General features: G+C 47.7%; 15 protein-coding genes. 6 read left to right on the top strand and 9 right to left on the bottom strand.

The features are described 5' to 3' along the window. Positions 1-170: 170 nt before the first annotated feature. From uvrA to J9253_RS04910, 5 genes are all read right to left on the bottom strand, one after another. Positions 171-2990 (bottom strand): excinuclease ABC subunit UvrA, encoded by a 2820-nt coding sequence (uvrA, locus tag J9253_RS04930; protein ID WP_210223564.1) that lies wholly within the window; start codon positions 2988-2990, stop codon positions 171-173. Positions 2991-3058: 68 nt separating this feature from the next. Continuing rightward, positions 3059-3262 (bottom strand): hypothetical protein, encoded by a 204-nt coding sequence (locus J9253_RS04925; RefSeq protein WP_210223563.1) that lies wholly within the window; start codon positions 3260-3262, stop codon positions 3059-3061. After that, positions 3259-3555 (bottom strand): BrnT family toxin, encoded by a 297-nt coding sequence (locus J9253_RS04920; protein WP_210223562.1) that lies wholly within the window; start codon positions 3553-3555, stop codon positions 3259-3261. The genes J9253_RS04925 and J9253_RS04920 overlap by 4 nt, the downstream gene beginning before the upstream one ends. 70 nt (positions 3556-3625) lie before the next feature. After that, entirely contained in the window at positions 3626-3823 is a 198-nt protein-coding gene (locus J9253_RS04915) for a hypothetical protein (RefSeq protein WP_210223561.1), read from the bottom strand. Between the two features lie 290 nt (positions 3824-4113). Next, the gene (locus tag J9253_RS04910; protein ID WP_210223560.1) at positions 4114-5154 is read right to left on the bottom strand and encodes an IS5 family transposase; all 1041 of its coding nucleotides are present in this window, start codon (positions 5152-5154) and stop codon (positions 4114-4116) included. 193 nt (positions 5155-5347) lie between these two features. On the opposite strand from J9253_RS04910, the gene J9253_RS04905 reads away from it, so the two are divergent. The 3 genes from J9253_RS04905 to J9253_RS04895 are packed head-to-tail and all read left to right on the top strand — an operon-like array spanning position 5348 to position 8420. Next, on the top strand, positions 5348-6379 hold the full coding sequence (locus tag J9253_RS04905) for a hypothetical protein (protein ID WP_210223559.1): 1032 nt from the start codon (positions 5348-5350) through the stop codon (positions 6377-6379). Between the two features lie 6 nt (positions 6380-6385). Next, positions 6386-8014 carry a hypothetical protein gene (locus tag J9253_RS04900; protein WP_210223558.1) on the top strand — a complete coding sequence of 543 codons (1629 nt, stop codon included), beginning with the start codon at positions 6386-6388 and terminating at the stop codon, positions 8012-8014. Then, on the top strand, positions 8001-8420 hold the full coding sequence (locus tag J9253_RS04895; protein WP_210223557.1) for a hypothetical protein: 420 nt from the start codon (positions 8001-8003) through the stop codon (positions 8418-8420). The genes J9253_RS04900 and J9253_RS04895 overlap by 14 nt, the downstream gene beginning before the upstream one ends. 227 nt (positions 8421-8647) lie before the next feature. Here the strand turns inward: J9253_RS04895 and J9253_RS04890 are convergent, their stop codons facing one another. Both J9253_RS04890 and J9253_RS04885 read right to left on the bottom strand, forming a co-directional pair. Beyond that, complete coding sequence (locus J9253_RS04890; RefSeq protein WP_210223556.1) at positions 8648-9229, bottom strand: Uma2 family endonuclease; 582 nt, start codon at positions 9227-9229, stop codon at positions 8648-8650. Between the two features lie 93 nt (positions 9230-9322). After that, the gene (locus J9253_RS04885; protein WP_210223555.1) at positions 9323-10018 is read right to left on the bottom strand and encodes a hypothetical protein; all 696 of its coding nucleotides are present in this window, start codon (positions 10016-10018) and stop codon (positions 9323-9325) included. A gap of 165 nt (positions 10019-10183) precedes the next feature. Here J9253_RS04885 and dbpA point away from each other — a divergent pair, with 165 nt between their 5' ends. The 3 genes from dbpA to ssb are packed head-to-tail and all read left to right on the top strand — an operon-like array spanning position 10184 to position 13468. Beyond that, entirely contained in the window at positions 10184-11560 is a 1377-nt protein-coding gene (dbpA, locus tag J9253_RS04880) for an ATP-dependent RNA helicase DbpA (RefSeq protein ID WP_210223554.1), read from the top strand. Between the two features lie 12 nt (positions 11561-11572). After that, positions 11573-12937 (top strand): MFS transporter, encoded by a 1365-nt coding sequence (locus J9253_RS04875; protein ID WP_210223553.1) that lies wholly within the window; start codon positions 11573-11575, stop codon positions 12935-12937. 33 nt (positions 12938-12970) lie between these two features. Next, entirely contained in the window at positions 12971-13468 is a 498-nt protein-coding gene (gene ssb / locus J9253_RS04870; RefSeq protein WP_210223552.1) for a single-stranded DNA-binding protein, read from the top strand. 228 nt (positions 13469-13696) lie between these two features. On the opposite strand, the gene J9253_RS04865 is transcribed toward ssb, so the two are convergent. Both J9253_RS04865 and radC read right to left on the bottom strand, forming a co-directional pair. Beyond that, positions 13697-14413: a hypothetical protein gene (locus tag J9253_RS04865; RefSeq protein WP_210223551.1), complete on the bottom strand. Its 717-nt coding sequence runs from the start codon at positions 14411-14413 to the stop codon at positions 13697-13699. A gap of 34 nt (positions 14414-14447) precedes the next feature. Continuing rightward, positions 14448-15119, bottom strand: a complete 672-nt coding sequence (radC, locus tag J9253_RS04860) for a RadC family protein (RefSeq protein ID WP_210223550.1) — start codon at positions 15117-15119, stop codon at positions 14448-14450. Positions 15120-15157 lie beyond the last annotated feature (38 nt).

The following is a 15157-nucleotide window of genomic DNA, read 5'->3' as shown; positions in this document are numbered from 1 at the left end:
TTTCTTAACATTTCCCCCAATCCTCACGATGCTAACAGAAAACCTATTTTCGCAGCGTCAGGTGACAGATTGGATTGGCGCAATGATCTGGTGGTTGTATCTGGCGATTTTGCTATTCGCCAACAATTCCAACAATTGATAGGGGAAAGGATGCTTTTCTTGATACTGTATCACAACATCCGTTTGAGGAAATGCCCGGTAAACGACCCTTCCACCTCCGCCACCTGTTCCGGCGTACCGACCGCAATGATATTCCCGCCGCGACTTCCGCCCTCGGGTCCCAAATCCACCACCCAATCCGCCGTCTTGATCACATCCAGATTGTGCTCAATCACCACCACGGTATTGCCGCCATCGCGCAAGCGGTGCAGCACTTTCAACAACTGGTCAACGTCGTGGAAATGCAGCCCGGTGGTCGGCTCATCCAGAATGTAAATCGTCTTGCCCGTGCCGCGTTTGGACAACTCTTTCGCCAGCTTGACCCGCTGCGCTTCACCGCCGGAGAGCGTGGTAGCGTTCTGCCCCAAGGTAATGTACGACAACCCCACGTCCATCAGCGTTTGCAGTTTGGTGTGGATCGACGGCACAGCGGCGAAGAATTCGCAGGCATCTTCCACCGTCATCGCCAGCACTTCGCTGATGTTCTTGCCCTTGTAGCGCACGTCCAGCGTTTCGCGGTTGTAACGCTTGCCTTCGCACACTTCACACGTCACATAAACATCCGGTAGGAAGTGCATCTCCACCTTGATCAAACCGTCGCCGGAACAGGCTTCGCAGCGCCCGCCCTTGACGTTGAATGAGAACCTGCCGGGCTGGTAGCCTCGTGAACGCGCTTCCTGCGTGGCCGCGAACATGTCGCGAATCGCAGTGAACACCCCGGTGTAAGTGGCTGGATTAGAACGCGGAGTACGCCCAATCGGGCTTTGGTCGATGTCGATGATCTTGTCGATCTGATCCGCGCCCAACACTTCACGCACTGGGGCAACGTCCACGCTGCTGTCGTGCAGATGCCGCGCCAGAAACGGGAACAGCGTGCGGTTGATCAGCGTCGATTTGCCCGACCCCGACACGCCCGTGATGCAGGTCAGCAAGCCCAGCGGAATTTCCAGCGTCACATCATTCAAGTTATTGCCGGTCGCGCCGACCACTTTCAAGGTGCGTTCCGGGTCAAACGGGGTGCGCTGGGCAGGGATGGTAATGCTGCGCCGCCCGGACATGAATTGCCCCGTGACCGAATCCGGCGTGGCAAACACTTCGTCCGGCGTGCCTTGCGCGATAATGTAGCCCCCATGCACGCCCGCACCGGGGCCAATATCCAGCACGTAATCGGCGGAACGGATCGCGTCTTCGTCGTGTTCCACCACGATCACGGTATTGCCGAGGTCACGCAGGTGGAACAGCGTTTTCAGCAAGCGTTCGTTGTCGCGCTGGTGCAAGCCGATGGATGGCTCATCCAGCACGTACATCACCCCGACCAGCCCCGCGCCGATTTGCGAGGCAAGGCGGATGCGTTGCGCTTCACCGCCGGACAAGGTTTCCGAACTGCGGCTCAGGGTCAAATAATCCAGCCCCACGTTAACCAGAAACGCCAACCGCAAGGTGATTTCACGCACGATCTTTTCGGCAATCTTGCCTTGCGTGCCGGGCAATTGCAGGTCGCGGAAAAATGCATGGCTTTCGCCTATCGCCATGTGGGTGGTGGATGGCAGGTTTTTGCCCGCGATAAACACGTTGCGGGCTTGTTCGTTGAGGCGCGTACCACCGCAATCGGGGCAGGCACGGCTGGCAAGGTATTTCGACAATTCTTCGCGCACCGCGTTGGAATCGGTTTCGCGGTAACGGCGCTTGAGGTTGTTCAATACGCCTTCAAAGGTGTGCGAACGCTGGTAGACCTGGCCTTTTTGCCCGACGTAGGTGAATTCCACCTCCTCCAAACCGCTGCCGCTCAGGATCAGTTTGTGGACAGCGGCGGGCAATTCATCCCACGGCTGTTCCACGTCAAAATGGAAATGGTCGGCCAAAGACGTCAGCATCTGGAAGTAGTAGGCGTTGCGCCGATCCCAGCCGCGCACTGCGCCACCCGCAAGGCTCATGGATGGGTTTACCACCACCCGTTGCGGGTCGAAAAATTGTTCCACGCCCAGCCCGTCGCAGGTCTGACACGCTCCGGCGGGCGCGTTGAAGGAAAACAGGCGCGGTTCGAGTTCCGCCAGTGCCCAGCCACAATGCGGGCAGGCGTAGTTGGCTGAAAACACCATTTCCTCGCCCTCGCCTTCCATCGGTGCGACCCGCGCAATGCCGTTGGCGAGTTTCAACGCGGTTTCAAACGATTCCGCGAGGCGTAGCTGCATGTCGTCACGTACCTTGAAACGGTCGACCACGACTTCGATGGTGTGTTTCTTGCGCAATTCCAGCGCGGGCACATTGTCCAGATCGTAGACTTCGCCATTGATCCGCGCCCGTAAGTAGCCTTGCGCCCGCAGCGATTCAAACAGTTGCAGGTGTTCGCCCTTGCGATCACGCACCACGGGGGCAAGCAACATCAGCTTGCTGCCTTCCGGCAAGGACAATACTTGATCGACCATCTGGCTGACGGTTTGCACTTCGAGGTCGATTGCGTGGGTCGGGCAACGCGGCTTGCCTGCGCGGGCGTAGAGCAGGCGCAGGTAGTCGTAAATCTCGGTGATTGTGCCGACGGTGGAACGCGGGTTGTGCGAGGTGGTTTTCTGCTCGATGGAAATCGCTGGGGAAAGCCCTTCGATGTGGTCGATATCCGGCTTTTCCATCATCGACAGGAACTGGCGGGCATAGGCCGACAGCGACTCGACGTAGCGCCGCTGCCCTTCCGCAAAGATCGTGTCGAACGCCAGCGACGACTTGCCCGAACCCGACAGCCCGGTGATCACGATCAGCTTGTCACGCGGCAGGTCGAGGTCGATGTTTTTCAGGTTGTGGGTACGTGCGCCGCGAATGCGGATGAATTTTTCCATGGGGTCTGCAAGCTCGTGCCGAACAAAAAACGAAGTTTAGCAGGTTTTGTTTGGTATTCGTTGCTCGCTTAACTCATTGCCGATTGAATCAAAGAAATATCTTTGCGTAACAAGTCGTTAACCAATTGTTGTACGTCAATACCTTTGGCTTTGGCGCGTTCCACAAACCATGTTTCTACATCCTGATCTAAATAGACGGGGATGTTGAGATGGGTATCAGGGTGGAAAAATTGACCCCGCACTCCTTTAGAAAAATCGTATTCGTCTTTCATCCTAAATCCTCATACTGTCGTTGTTCATGGCGTGTAGCAGGTCTAGCAGAAATGATTCGTATCGTGACCTGATCGTCGTAATACGTTAGAAAAGTATGCACCACCAAATGAACCTTGTGTGCTTTGGTATTACCCAAAGTAACCCAACGTTCTTCAGTGTCACTGTGTTCGTCGTCAGGGATGGTTAAATGCAGGGGGTCAAGAAACACTTCCGCTGCCTCTTCAAAGCTAATTTTATGTTTTTTAAGGTTGGTCTTAGCCTTGACTGGATCCCACTCGAAATTATATTTCATCCTCTCATTCTCGGTTTGGGTATAGCCGCACAACACACTGTAATGATATTAGTATCAAATAGATAAGCCATTACTGCCAACCTTCGCGTGTTTCTCTCAGGTAGGCATCAATAGCCGTTTTAGGTTGTCGACCCACGCCGAAGAAAGCCCTTGGATTGAACACTGCGGGTGTAGTAGCGAGTGATGCCTCATGGGTCAAAACAATGATTCTGGCATGAGCCTTCTGTAAATTCCGGTAGATATAAGGGATATAGATGAGTTTTTCCATGAAGTGAAGCTCGTTACTTAGACAAAGTAGGGAGTTTAGCAGGATTCCGAGAGGGAGGGAGGATCCAAAATGAATGGGAAATACTTCATATCATAAAGAATAGTCACGTAAAAAATTTGCCTAAGCTCTCAGACATAGGGGAACCTCTAAAAACCCGTAGTATTGCAGAGGTTAGCGTTAACCTATCGGCATTTTGTTAAAAAAACACCAATCCATCTCAATTTTTAGCACACCAAGCCATAATCAGGTGGTTTTTCCGCATTTTTGCAGCTTTTTCAGGGGTTTTCCCGTCAAATGGGCACAACTCCGCCTTCTTTGAGCGAACAAAGCCGACGCAGGTTGTATACGGCAGCCTTGATGCTGAGTCCGAATACTGCCCGTGCCAACCCAATGCTACGGATGGCTTTGCCACCCATCGCACAGATTGACCCAAACACATGCTCAACCCGTGCGCGGGGTCTGGCGATGCGGGTGTTGCGGCGTTTCTGGCAGTCGGATTGCGGTTTGCCTTTCTTGGCTTTGTGCTGGATGTGTAACCGCCAGCTACCTTGGTTGATGCGTTGTTCACGGGATTGGTCTTCGTAACCTTTGTCCGCCCATACGTCACGGCTGGTGTTGGCTCGGTCAAGCACCGCTTCAAAATGGTTGGTGTCATGCTCTTTGGCAGTGCTGATGTGGCGTTTGCGGATGAGTTTGTATTTCCGGTCGGCACTGATGCTGAGTTTGTAGCCGTGGTAGCTTTTACCGTGTTTCTTCGTCCAGCTTGCTTCCGTATCCTTTTGGCGACGTTGGGCAGGCGTCCAGTCAGCAGGTGTTGCCGCTTGTTCCAACAGCACTTTTTCTTCTTTGTGGAAATGTTGTTTAGGTGCTTCCACCAGCGTGGCATCGACGATTTGACCACCACGGGCAATAAAACCGTGCTGTTGTAACTGCCGTTGGACGGCATCAAACAGCACATCCGCGCCACCTGCCTCGCTGATCCGTTCACGGAATACCCACAAGGTGTTGGCATCCGGGATCGTGCTGGAATGCCGCAGACCACAGAACCGTTGGAACGACAGTCGGTCAAGCAACTGGTATTCCAATGCCTCGTCCGACAGGTTGTAAAGGTGTTGTAATACCAAGATACGTACCATTAGTTCCGTTGGGTAGGGCGGACGACCTCCTCGTTTGTCACTGGGGCGTGGGGCGATGTGGTCGATTTCTGCTGCCAAGGCGACAAAGTTGACGTGCTGGTTCAGCGTGGACAGCAGGTCGCCCTTGCGGTCGAGTTTCTGTTCACGCTCTTCGGCGGCAAACAGACTGGTTTTGATGGCACTTTTCTTGGGCATGGCTAGTAACGGGGCGGTGGCTCAGATGAGCATTTTCTCACATTTTACGGGGTTCAGGGGGTTTTTAGAGGTTCCCATAGCTCTTAACTAACATCCTAAAATGATGAATAATATCTCTATATGGACTAGACATTAATAAAATTTTGGAAGAAAATCGCTCACCTAGTATCACATGCTTTATGAAGGATCGAAAATGACTAGTTACTTACAGAAAATATTGTTTGGTGGGCCAGGAATCGGGAAAAGTCATAAAATAGACAACATACTAGAAAAACTTAATATTGACCCTGACTCTAGTAATTGCATCAAAACAGTTTTTCATCCTGAATATAGTTATGGAGACTTCATGGGTAAATTATTACCCATAACTAAGGAGGGAAGAGTTGAATATAAATACTACCCCGGTCATTTTTTACAAGCACTAGCAAAATCATACAAAAATATATTGATTGATCAAATATCACCAAAACCCGTCTCTTTAGTTATAGATGAAATAAACAGGGGTAACTCTTCAGCCATTTTTGGTACAATTTTTCAGTTATTAGATAGAGATGACAATGGTTGGTCTTGCTATAGGACAACATTGTCAGAAGTGGAATATCTTACACTTCTTGAACGCATAGGAATTAAACATGTAGCATCGAAAAGTGAATATACAATAGAAGATAAAGTATTAAAAAATTCCATTAATGATCGCCATGCATTTTTGGAGGCGAGAGAAAACGAAATGAAAGTATTTAATGAAAAAATACTCTCGCCAATTAATATTAATAATATGTCTATAAAGATTCCTCCAAACATGTCTATATTGGCGACGATGAATACATCTGACAACTCTATATTCTACATGGATAGTGCATTCAAAAGAAGGTGGGATTGGGAATTCATAAAGGGAGAAAGACAAAATATCACCATAGACAACAAATATGACTGGTGTCTTTTTATTGATAATCTAAACAAATTTTTTATTGCAAACAGCAAATCAATTCGTCAAATAGAAGACAAGCAAATTGGCTATTGGTTTATAAAACCAAAAAACAAAAATAGCATCACAAGTGAAGAAATCAGTAATAAACTATTATTTTTTATTTGGGATAGCGTTTTTAGCAGGGATAAAACAAGCCTACAAGACCTCCTAAAGATAAAAAGTGATGAGCTTATAACATTCAGTCAGTTTGCGGATCAATGCAGTAACTTTATTGAAAAAATCATCAACTACAAATAATATACTATGTTTAATATTGATAATTTAGATGTAATTAATGGTAAAAGCAGAGATAATTGTAGCTATTCTTTTGTTGGCATTAAACGAAATACTGACACTAAAAGGCTGGAATTTTGGCTTCCTTTAAATTTTGAGAATTTCCCCATAAATGACAAAAAAGAAATACGGGTATTTTTCTTTAAAATGTATAAGACTCTAAAAGTATTTATCAATAGAAAACAAAAAACATCAAAGCAAAAGAAAAATGATCGTGATGGCATAATTCAATCTAGTGATGGATTGAAAATTTCCTATACAGATAAAGACGATGTGATTTGTTATGGGAAAATATCCATGATAGAGTCAATAATAGAATCTTACGATGAGATGATAATATCATCAATAGTTAGAAAAAACTTTCAACGAGAAAACAATATTGATTTTAGCAATATCAATAAGCATATTGATAAAGCAATTTACTTGGAAGACGATACAATTTATATTGACAAAATGCCTTCGCACTTAAGCATTGTTGATTTGAGTGCAAATCTTTTAGTAGAAATGTATTGCTTTATTTACTCTGAAATTAAAAAAGAATTATTTGAGGCAGATGAAGTACGAGAAGATGTCAGGTATATTGCTGCTAAATTCAAAGAAGGGCATTTAACCAGTAGTAGTTCAATTTTTGGGGAATCATTTGATGAAACCATATCTATTCTTAAAGAAACATTAGATTATATTCATAGGCAGACATCTTATAAAGATGGTGATTTCTGGTTGTTCTTTGATGCAATTGAAATGTTTTTATATGGCGAATACTTTCCCAATGATAATTCAGGGGATTTTTGGGGAGTTAGCAACTTCTGGGCAATATGGGAAGATATGTGTCATACATATTCATTCTCCGTTAATGCAGATTTAAGAAAAACAATAATTTATGCAGACAATGGAACTAACTCTAATTACAAATTAGAAAACAATAAGAGTGTATACATAAATAAAGAAGTCCTTCATGAAAATATATTTTATTTAGAATATCAAGGAGAGAAACGATATTTGTACCCCGATATGGTTAGATATATTGACCCGTTAGAAGAAGCTCGCCGTGATTTTGAAAAACTGATCAATTTACAAATCAAAAAAAATTCAAACACAGACAAAATCACTATAATCATTGAGAAAAATGACAATATTGGCTCTGATCGTTTTACTAACACTTTTATTGATAGGCTCAATTCTCATGTAACGAAGAAACAATCAAAGAAAAATCAAAAGACACGGTTTGATAATTACATCATGGCTATTTTTATTAAAGAGAAAGAAAATAGAATACAGTCAATAGCATTGAAAAATAAGCACGAATTTATTATTGTAGATTACAAATATCATGCAATATCTCATTACAACTCAGAGAATAAAAAAATTAATAATGATATAGTAAAACAACATGTTTATGAACTATCAATAAAAACTTGGCACAAAAACAATGATCAAACATCTTACAACCATCAGTTTTGCGTCCCAGTTTTTACATTAAGCCAAGACTTATTCCCTCAAACAGAACAACCAGAAATTCTATCCAGAAGTAGAATTGAACTTGTTTGTGTAAATTTTTCAATCTTACAAGAGTTATATATAAAAAATGGAATATTTTGACAAAAAATTAGAAGAAGTATATCAACCAGATATTGAGTTTTTTTCATTCAATTTAATCAGACCTTTAGTTCAAGAAAAAGCTAGTAAATTTTTTTATTCAAGAGAAATAAAAGAATTTGATTTGCTTTCTGAAAAAATAATAGTATCAAGCATTTTTTTCAAAAAAATAGATTTTCACGATTACTTTTATAGCGAAATTTTCAGAGACATTCACAAAAATAAGTTTAATGTGAAGTATAGCGTGACTATAAACAGCTCATTAACTGATCAATATTGCGATAAAACAGATACTAAATTTTCAACAATTAATTTAAATAGTGAGCCAGTTTTATATTATATATTCTTGCCTATAGAAGAAATCTCATGTTTTATGGAAAACAAAATAAAAAATTATTTGATCGCATAATTTACTCTCGTTGAACTTTGGCTAACACCAAAATTTCGGATAGTTTTAAATGCACTTAACACTATGACGGTGCAATCCTCCATTTGATATTTCAGTAAATTAAAGCGCACTTTAACTCGAAAAATTCAGGAGTAAGAAAAATATTAGCTTCGTCAATCATTGATGATAATTCATAAAGCACTTTAGATTCATTAAAAAACTACCTGTTTTTATCAGTTGGGGTTTTTTCAAGCCAACAAACGCCCAACATCCTCGTTCCGCACCCGCTCGTAAATACTTTCCACACTCAAACTCAACCCAACCGATTCCAACACCACCATATCCCCCCAATAATAATACGAAGGTCGCCAGCTATCGCTCCGGCGGAAAACTTCCACTTCTACCGTATCCTGCTCAATCAGCATGTATTCCTGCAAACTGGACAACTGCAAATACTCCAGCCGCTTAACTTGTCGGTCACGCTGGCGGGTAGCCTTGGATAGTACTTCAACAATCAGCACCGGGGATTCGGTCGAATAGTCATCCAGAAACTGTTCATCGCACACCACCACAACATCCGGGTAACGGTAGCGGTCTTTGCCCGTTCTCACCAGCAAATCGCTGCTGAACGGGCGGCAATCCACACCCGTTTGCTTGAAATGAATCCGCAATTCGGTCAGGACATTAGCCGTAATCTGGTTATGGTTCACGCTTGCGCCCGCCATCGCATAAGCAACCCCATCCACGTATTCGTGGCGGATTTCGCTCTCACGTTCGCCCGCGAGATATGCCTCAACGTTCAGGTAATCGGCTTGCCTTGCTAATGCCACTGAAATATCTCCTTAGCTACTATCACCGCATTGTAGCAAATGCCTGAAGCGATTATCTAACACCGCCAACACGGTTCTGAATCAGGTCACGTACTACAGCCCCAACGCCTCAAATTGGATAGAAGTACGCAATTCCCCCTCAAATAACGCATCAAACCCCACCACACCCTCTTGCTGCTGCACAGCAAAACCAGGTTGATTATTGGGCGTAACCGTCCCTACTTCCAGTAAATTCGCGGGGTACTCAATCTGCATGGAAACCCGCATGGGGTAATAGCCATCCAAAAACTTACGCATGTAAGGGCCATTCACCAAAACATACGTACCATCATCTTGAAAACGTAAGGCACGAGTACGCGCCTGCAAACAAATACGCGCATTTTCACCCACCTTGCTGAGTTGCAGGCTAGAGCCTTCGACCCATGCTTTGCCAATGTTGCGCTGCTCCGTCACCTGCATGTCGCGTATGTAGCCATCACGGAACGTGATTTGCATCGCAGCCACTTGATCCAGATTCTCGTGGCATTGTTCAAGTTGCGCCCAACCTTCATCCAATGATTCAGCGGTAATCTTGACCTTATTTTGGTGATGGTGAATCGCCTCCCCAGCCGGTGCTTGCTTCAGGAAATCCAATTGACCTTCGTTAATGTCTTCCACCTTGGTTTTCGTTGACGTATCTTCCTCAAACCACTTTTCCAACGCTTCACGACTAGCCCCTGCTGCGGGTTCCTCCGCTGAAGCAGGTAACGACAACCCCAAGAAGCAAACCCAATAAAAGACCTTACACATGTTGGAATTCTCCCAATAAAACCTGCAATATCCGGCTTATTAAACAATCTGACAAATACTGCCAACAATTGCGGGGAAGGAACCCAACGTATGCGGGATTTGATGGGCGTTACCCCGCAAAACCCGCTATGATACACAGCTCCCCCGTTACCCAAGAGCCTTCCCATGCCCAATTCCTTTGCGAATTTGAATCTCCCCCCCCAACAACTCGCCAACCTCGGCAACCTAGGTTACAAATTAATGACCGGGATTCAGGCCAAAGCCCTGCCACCCGCGTTACAAGGCTCTGACCTGATTGGGCAAGCCAAAACCGGCAGCGGCAAAACCGCCGTATTCGCCATTACCTTGCTGGCCAAACTTGACCCACAAAACTTTGCCATACAAGCCTTGGTGATGTGCCCTACCCGCGAACTCAGTGCGCAAGTCGCCACCGAAATCCGCCGCCTTGCCCGTTACCAGCCCAATATCAAAGTCGTCACCTTAACGGGCGGACAACCTCTCGCACCGCAAGCCACCTCGCTGGAACACGGCGCACACGTCATCGTCGGCACACCGGGGCGCATCGGCGACCATATCGGCAAAAAGACGATTGACCTCAGCCAGATTCACACACTGGTGCTTGATGAGGCCGACCGGATGCTGGAAATGGGCTTCATGGAAGACATTGGCAGAATCATCAGCCTCACCCCCAAATACCGCCAAACCTTGCTGTTTTCCGCCACCTACCCGGACGACATTAAACGCCTGAGTGCACAATTTCAGCGTAACCCCGTCGAAGTCAAAGCCGAAGCCTTACATCACGCAGGCGTCATCAACCAGCACTCATTCCTGTGTGAAAAGACCCAGCGCTTACAAGCGCTTGAAATCCTGCTAGCGCATTTCAAACCCCGTTCTGCGGTGATTTTCTGCAATATGAAAGTCGGTGTACGTGAAATCACCGAACACCTCGACCAACTTGGTTTCAGCGTCAAAGCCCTGCACGGTGAAATGGACCAACGTGACCGCGATGAAGTCTTCGTGCAATTCAAGCACAACAGTTTCAACATACTGGTTGCTACCGACGTCGCCGCTCGCGGGCTGGACATCGAAGACCTGCCTTGCGTCATCAACTACGAATTGCCGCACGATGCTGATGTTTACATCCACCGCGTCGGGCGTACCGGGCGAGCGGGCAAGGAAGGCATGGCGCTCAACCTGCTCACCGATGCCGAACGCCACAAACTCGCTGACATTGGTATCGCGCAAAAAACCGAACTGGACTACGAAGTCATTACCGCGCTACCTAAAGCCGCCCTCAGCCCCACCCAGCCCAACAACGTGACATTACGCATTGCTGCCGAGCGTAAGGAAAAAATTCGCCCCGGTGACATTCTCGGCGCATTGACTGGCGAAGGCGGTATCAACGGCAAATCCGTCGGCAAAATCGACGTGATGGATTACGCTGCTTACGTCGCCATCGAGCGCAGCGCTGCCAAACAAGCCCTCGCTTGCCTGCTCAATGGCAAAATCAAAGGGCGCAAATTCAAGGTTACAAAGTTGTAAGGGATTGAACCGATGAATAGTCTGGAATGGCGTGTCACCGCCTCGCTTGCTGCCATTTACGCTGTGCGGATGCTTGGCCTGTTCATGATCCTGCCCGTGTTTGCGCTGTATGCCGAAACCCTGCCGGATTCCACCCCGTTTCTGGCAGGCTTCGCGATTGGCATTTATGGCCTGACACAAGCCATTTTTCAGATTCCGCTGGGGGTGCTCTCGGACAAAATCGGGCGTAAACCGGTGATCATCGGCGGCTTGCTGGTGTTTGCACTGGGTAGCGTGATTGCGGCAACAGCACACTCCATGTGGATTATCATCGTCGGGCGAGCCGTGCAAGGCTTGGGCGCGATTGCAGGCCCGACCATGGCATTGGCCGCTGATCTGACGCGTGAAGAAAACCGTACCCGCATCATGGCCGTGATCGGCATGACCATTGGTTTATCGTTCATGGGTGGGATGATCCTCGGCCCCCTCATCAGCCAGTTCCACGGTGTCGGCGTGCCGGGCATTTTCTGGTTTACCATGATACTGGCCTTGTCAGGCATTGCACTGGTGATATTCGCCGTACCTACTCCCGCACGCATTACCCGTCACCGCGATGCCGGAATCATCAAAGGTTATCTGGGCACTGCACTGCGCAACATTGCTCTGTTACGCATGAATGCAGGCGTATTCATTATCCATCTGGTGATGACCGCCAACTTTCTGGTATTGCCCGCGATTTTTGAACATGAGCTTGCCCTACCCCGCGCCGAACACTGGAAAATCTACCTACCGGTGTTTGCAGGCTCGTTTCTGGTCGCCATCCCGCTGATTATTCTCGCCGAAAAGAAGCAGCAAATCCGTACCCTGTTACTGGGCAGTACCCTTGCCCTAATTCTCGCGGAAACTGGCATGGCACTGGGGCATACGCAAATCGACTGGTTACTGGCGGCGTTTTTCCTGTTTTTTGTCGGCTTCAATTTTCTGGAGGCCACCCAGCCCTCACTGGTCGCCAAATACTCCGATGTCAGCACCAAAGGCACGGCGATGGGCATTTTCAGCAGCTCACAATTCCTCGGCATTTTTGCGGGCGGTTCCCTCGGTGGCATGATCAACCATACGTGGGGGGAAACCGGCGTATTCGTGTTCAGCGCCATCGTGGTGCTGATCTGGTTTGTGATTGCCCTGCAATTACCGCAGCCGACCTTCTATACTAGTCGGATACTGAAGCTCGACCCACTGCTACTGTCTGACCCGCAGCGCCTGCACAAGGAGTTGCTGGCAGTACCAGGCGTCAAGGAAATCGCCATTGCAGCAGATGAGTGCGTCGCTTATCTGAAACTCGACAAGGCCAGTCTGGACGAGGCCGCTCTGGATGCATTCTCCCCCCCTTCAGCGTAGAATCTCACAGAAATATTTACATAAGGAACGAATATGGCACGAGGTATCAACAAAGTTATTCTGGTCGGCACGGTCGGCAAAGACCCTGAAATGAAATACATGCCCAGCGGCGATGCGATGGCGAATATCAGCGTCGCCACCAATGAATCCTGGAAAGACAAAAATACCGGCGAGAAAAAAGAAGCTACCGAATGGCATCGCGTCGTATTTTTCCGGGGCTTGGCAGATGTGGTAGGCAAATACTTGCGTAAAGGCCAACAAGTCTACATTGAAGGCAGCCTGAAAACGCGCTCATGGGAAAAGGACGGCCAGAAACATTACTCTACTGAAATTGTCGCTTCTGACATGCAAATGCTGGGCGGGCGTCCGGGTGGTGGTATGGAATCAGGTCATTACGAAGATTCCCCAGCACCTCGCGGCAATCAGGGTAATACAGGCGGTGGTTACTCCGGTGGCAGCGCACCGGCATCGAGTGGTGGCAGCAATAACTCCAATAACTTTGAAGACTTCGATGACGACATCCCGTTCTAGGCGTCATCTAGGGCACACCCTTGCAAACACTGGCTTTCACACCAGTAGGCAAGGGTGAACCTACCTTATTATACTGTCTACGGTGCTTGTACTGGAGAAGCTCACCGAGCCAGCTAGGAGGAATACAAGCACTTCACAGAGTTGTGATAACGTAGTAAACCATGACACAACCCACAGAATTAAAATAACGTTTTCAGAGCCACCATTGGTGGCTCTTTTCTTTTGTGCCTAGCTTTCAAAGCCCTGACCGATCCACGCCGTCAAGGTTTCGTGGAACATCACGTCGGTTAACTCTTCAGTAATCGCGTCCTGAACATCAGCGACATCATGTTCTAACCCCTCTTCGCTTTGAGCCGTTTCCAGCATCTCCGCCCGCACCTGATCCAGATACGCCAAAATTTCTTCAGCCTCTGCCCGCTCAATCGGCAACATGCCAAAGCTGAAAATAAACTGGTTATTCGGCAGGCTCAGCAAACGCGAAGCAATGCAGATATTGGTGGGAATATTGGTAGCATCCAATTGTGCCAATACACTCGGTTCATCAGAACCTAGGCGGCGCACCTCAACCTTTTTACCGACTTTGCCGACGACTTCCCACAACGCCAACTCAGAGTGGGCAAACGCTTCCAGATACTGGCACGCGAAAGACTTTTCTTCCTGCTGTACCCGCGCCCGGATAAATTCTTGCAGCACGGTTTCGCCGTCTTCATTGGTTTCAGTCGTGACAAAATGCTCAAACACATGGGAATGCAACATTTGCCCCAGCGGCTCTTCTTCGAGATAGTCCAGCACCTCGTCACCGGATAACTCCAGCATTTCGGCAGCATAAGCAATGGCATCGGAGAAGACTTCAACCATCCAATCTTCCCAAGGTGGCTTGGCGATATAGGCGCTCAACAGTTCCATTGCGCCGCTGACTTGTTTTTCCTGTTCCGCTGTAATCACGGCTCAATCCTTTTGGTGGTAGTAAAAGGTTATTCTACAACAACCCACGCTCAGCAAACGACACTACTTGATCACCGATCACAAAATGATCCAGCACCCGTACATCAATCAGGTGCAAGGCATCCTTGAGTTTCTGGGTAATCCGCTCATCCGCCTGACTGGGTTCAGCGACACCGGAGGGATGGTTGTGGGCGAAAATAATAGCAGCCGCATTGTGATGCAGCGCACGGCGCACCACCTCACGTGGGTGTACACTGGCTCCGTCGATGGTGCCACGAAACAGCTCCTCGTACTGGATTACCCGGTGACGATTATCCAGAAACAGGCAGGCGAACACCTCGAAACGGTAGTCACGCAATTTGGATGTGAGGTAAAAGCGTACTGCATCCGGGTCCGTCAAGGCGTCGCCACGGCGCATTTTCTCACCCAGATAACGCCGCGACATTTCCAGCACGGCTTGCAGTTGCACGTATTTGGCTTCCCCCATACCGTGCGTTGCACAAAAATTTTGTGCGTCTGCATCAAATAATTGACGTAGACTACCAAACGTTTGTAACAACTCCCGCGAGAGGTCAACGGCGGTTTTGCCCTTGACACCGACCCGCAGGAAAATAGCCAGCAATTCAGCATCGGATAGCGCTTGTGCGCCACGTGACATCAACTTCTCGCGGGGTCGGTCTTCAAGCGGCCAGTCAGTAATTGCCATAATAGTTCGCTTTTTTTATGCACATTTATAGGGATTTA

The sequence above is a fragment of the Thiothrix litoralis genome (assembly GCF_017901135.1).
Taxonomy (GTDB): Bacteria; Pseudomonadota; Gammaproteobacteria; order Thiotrichales; family Thiotrichaceae; genus Thiothrix; species Thiothrix litoralis.
The sequence above is the reverse complement of the archived record's forward strand: the minus strand, read 5'-3'. Positions and strand labels throughout refer to the sequence as shown.

Bases quoted from the DNA above. Each gene is read 5' to 3' on its own strand.
- uvrA (WP_210223564.1), bottom strand. From the start codon at position 2,990: ATGGAAAAATTCATCCGCATTCGCGGCGCACGTACCCACAACCTGAAA.
- J9253_RS04925 (WP_210223563.1), bottom strand. From the start codon at position 3,262: ATGAAAGACGAATACGATTTTTCTAAAGGAGTGCGGGGTCAATTTTTC.
- J9253_RS04920 (WP_210223562.1), bottom strand. From the start codon at position 3,555: ATGAAATATAATTTCGAGTGGGATCCAGTCAAGGCTAAGACCAACCTT.
- J9253_RS04915 (WP_210223561.1), bottom strand. From the start codon at position 3,823: ATGGAAAAACTCATCTATATCCCTTATATCTACCGGAATTTACAGAAG.
- J9253_RS04910 (WP_210223560.1), bottom strand. From the start codon at position 5,154: ATGCCCAAGAAAAGTGCCATCAAAACCAGTCTGTTTGCCGCCGAAGAG.
- J9253_RS04905 (WP_210223559.1), top strand. From the start codon at position 5,348: ATGACTAGTTACTTACAGAAAATATTGTTTGGTGGGCCAGGAATCGGG.
- J9253_RS04900 (WP_210223558.1), top strand. From the start codon at position 6,386: ATGTTTAATATTGATAATTTAGATGTAATTAATGGTAAAAGCAGAGAT.
- J9253_RS04895 (WP_210223557.1), top strand. From the start codon at position 8,001: ATGGAATATTTTGACAAAAAATTAGAAGAAGTATATCAACCAGATATT.
- J9253_RS04885 (WP_210223555.1), bottom strand. From the start codon at position 10,018: ATGTGTAAGGTCTTTTATTGGGTTTGCTTCTTGGGGTTGTCGTTACCT.
- dbpA (WP_210223554.1), top strand. From the start codon at position 10,184: ATGCCCAATTCCTTTGCGAATTTGAATCTCCCCCCCCAACAACTCGCC.
- J9253_RS04875 (WP_210223553.1), top strand. From the start codon at position 11,573: ATGAATAGTCTGGAATGGCGTGTCACCGCCTCGCTTGCTGCCATTTAC.
- ssb (WP_210223552.1), top strand. From the start codon at position 12,971: ATGGCACGAGGTATCAACAAAGTTATTCTGGTCGGCACGGTCGGCAAA.
- radC (WP_210223550.1), bottom strand. From the start codon at position 15,119: ATGGCAATTACTGACTGGCCGCTTGAAGACCGACCCCGCGAGAAGTTG.